The organism is Vibrio sp. V39_P1S14PM300 (assembly GCF_009904765.1).
GTDB lineage: Bacteria > Pseudomonadota > Gammaproteobacteria > Enterobacterales > Vibrionaceae > Vibrio > Vibrio proteolyticus.
Window position 1 is genome coordinate 1 of sequence record NZ_WXWP01000285.1, and the last position, 2,854, is coordinate 2,854.

A 2,854-nucleotide genomic window follows, 5' to 3' on the forward strand; every position below is an offset into this window, starting at 1 on the left:
GATATCAGTGAACGGTATAGCCCATGAAGTATTATGTTTATCCTCTTATTTTGCTGCTGGCTGGTTGTGGCACGTTACCAGCGGAAGTGAAAAAATGGGGCTCCATGTTGGAGACGGCCCCGCAGAATGACTCTGAGCTAATGCATCCTGAATGGCGCAAACCGACGTTGACATCAGGGACGGGAAGTTACAGCGCGTATAACACTCAGCCAAGCCAGCCCCAGCCTCGCAACTATGGCAGCAACAGTTATCACGAACTACAGAATTTTCTCGCCAGCAATGGGGTAGATTACGAAGTGCTGCCGGGTGAATACATCATGGTCAAACTCAATAACACAGTGAAGTTCAATACCGGTTCTGCACGTGTGCTTCAGGAGTCAGGCAGTTGGCTCGATTTGGTAGGGCGATATCTTGCCACTCAACCTGATATTGACGTGGTGATCGATGGCCACGCAGACAGTACGGGAACGGCCAATTTTAACGATGGCCTTTCCAAACGTCGGGCGGCAGCGGTCAAAGATCGTTTAGTGCGCAACCAGGTTTCACAGACGTCGATTTTTACTCGTGGTTACGGTGAATATGTGCCAGCCTGCACTAACAAAACGTCGGCGGGTCGTTCCTGTAACCGACGGGTGGAAGTTCGCTTTATAGTGTCGAACAACTAACCTATTGATAATATAAATAAAAGCCAGCATAAAGCTGGCTTTTTTGCTTCGTGGCGCGAACTAACTCTAAAGGATGACGTGTTTCACGTTTGAGACGTTTCGATCTCGCAATACTTTGAAATAACCCTGCAACTTGTGCCAACATTCGCGTTACTCAACATAAAGATTACAATCATAAAAATGTCAGTCAATATCTCTTCATCAGGAGTGGAAATGGCGGTCGGTGACGCTGATCAGCTGGTTTCCACAACAGACTTACAAGGTGTTATTACCTACTGTAACGAAGCCTTCTGCCGTATTGCCGGGTTCACTGAAAGTGAATTGCTGGGCCAACACCATAATATTGTCCGTCACGCCGACATGCCCAAAGCGGCGTTTGCTGACATGTGGAAGCACCTCAAAGCAGGTAACGCTTGGCGTGGAATCGTGAAAAACCGAACCAAGGGCAACGGCTACTATTGGGTAGATGCTTATGTCACCCCAATATACGAAAACGGAAAGGTATCGGGTTATCAGTCGGTTCGCGTTAAGCCAGAACGCAAGTGGGTCAATATTGCCGCAAAGGCGTATCGTAGCCTGATCGCAGCGGAAAAAGGCCAACGCCAGTTTAAGCTTAAGTTACCGGATCCGGTTCGCTACGCGATTCTATTGGGCTCGCTGACTGCGCCTTTAGTTAGCCAGATGCTGGCGGTAGAGGGGGGGCTGTCGTGGTTACTCAACGCGTTGCCTTTGGGGGTGATTGCCGTGTTGTTCCGTCAGGAATTATTTTCAACCCCTTCAAGACTGAGAGCACTGCAACGCCGTTACGACAGCATTAGCCGTTTGATTTACTCCGGTGACGATTTATTTTCTCCGGCCGATTACCATCTGAAGATGTCGTCAGCTCGTATGCGCACGGTGTTGGGCCGGATGACCGATTCTGCTTTGCCGCTACAATCCATGGCGGATGAACTGAGTGACACCACATCAGAAGTCTCTCAGGCACTGAATCAACAGGTCAAAGACATTCGGCAGGTACGTGATGCGACAGAAGAGATGCAAAGTTCTGCGAACACCGTTTCTGATAGCTCTCATAATGCTCATACTCTGATTGGCGAAACACTCAACAGTTGTGCGCAGGCGAAAGAGACCATCGACCTGACGCAACAAAACCTCGATCTGCTGAGTGAACAAGCTGAGAAAGCGACACAAACTACGTATCAGCTGAGTGACAAAGCGCAAAATGTCAGCCAGTTGATGGAAGAAATTGGTGGCATTGCGGAACAAACTAACCTGCTGGCGCTAAACGCGGCGATTGAAGCTGCGCGGGCGGGAGAGCAGGGAAGAGGCTTCGCAGTGGTGGCTGATGAAGTCCGTGCACTGTCGGGACGAACGCAAAATGCCACTCTCCAGATAAAAAGCAGTATCGATGAAATGCTGGCGACCATTCAGCAATGGCAAGGTGATATTCTCGCCAATAAAGAGCAGACGGATAAATGTGGCACCATCGCTGACCAGAGCTCACTGCGATTGGCGGAAGTAGAGCAGATGATGCAATCCATGAGTGACCTAATGACAGACGTCGACGCAACTGCGGCTAAACAACGCCAATTGTCAGAAGAAGTGAATCAGCATATTCACTCAATTGCGTCTGCCGCCGAGCAGAATCTGGCCGCAACCAGTCAGGTCGAACACAGCAGTCAGTCGCTGAAGTCTCATGTGGATGAATTCAGACAACTGGCGTATCGATTTGAAGAACGCTAATAAAGCTGACAATCCCCGCTCACCGGCGGGGATTGTTTTACTAGCCTGAAGTATCTCGTGCGGATGGCATGGTTCAGCAAAGCGCTTCAAACTCTGCAATGGCGCCTTTTAATAAAGTAGTTATCGAGAATGTCGTTAGGTTAATGGAAGCCATCGAATGGCAATACCGGTAACGCCTCTCTGTTTAGACAGAGACTCCAAAAAAGCAGCCAGCGTCGATTTACCGCTGTCTGAAGGCGTTCAGAGAAAGACAAGGATCCGCTTGCGCTTTTCTTTGAATCAACGCGAGAATTTTTCTACTAAAGGTTTGCGGAGACGCTGATGTCTTTCTCGGGCGAATGTGGCTGACGGCAATCTTTTATCGTACAAAAAAGCCCTGCTCAATGAGCAGGGCTTTGTTTAATTATTGGCGATTATGCCAGCAGTTCTTTAGCTGTGTTCACAAC

General features: G+C 49.1%; 2 protein-coding genes. Both read left to right on the forward strand.

All coding sequences use genetic code 11. The features are described 5' to 3' along the window. Positions 1–23 precede the first annotated feature (23 nt). Positions 24–665 (forward strand): OmpA family protein, encoded by a 642-nt coding sequence (locus tag CAG65_RS14645; RefSeq protein ID WP_021704687.1) that lies wholly within the window; start codon positions 24–26, stop codon positions 663–665. A 180-nt stretch (positions 666–845) separates the two neighbouring features. Then, entirely contained in the window at positions 846–2,408 is a 1,563-nt protein-coding gene (locus CAG65_RS14650; protein ID WP_161454125.1) for a methyl-accepting chemotaxis protein, read from the forward strand. The last annotated feature ends 446 nt before the right edge of the window (positions 2,409–2,854 follow it).

Coding starts and splice junctions, on each gene's coding strand:
- CAG65_RS14645 (WP_021704687.1), top strand. CDS start 24: ATGAAGTATTATGTTTATCCTCTTATTTTGCTGCTGGCTGGTTGTGGC.
- CAG65_RS14650 (WP_161454125.1), top strand. CDS start 846: ATGTCAGTCAATATCTCTTCATCAGGAGTGGAAATGGCGGTCGGTGAC.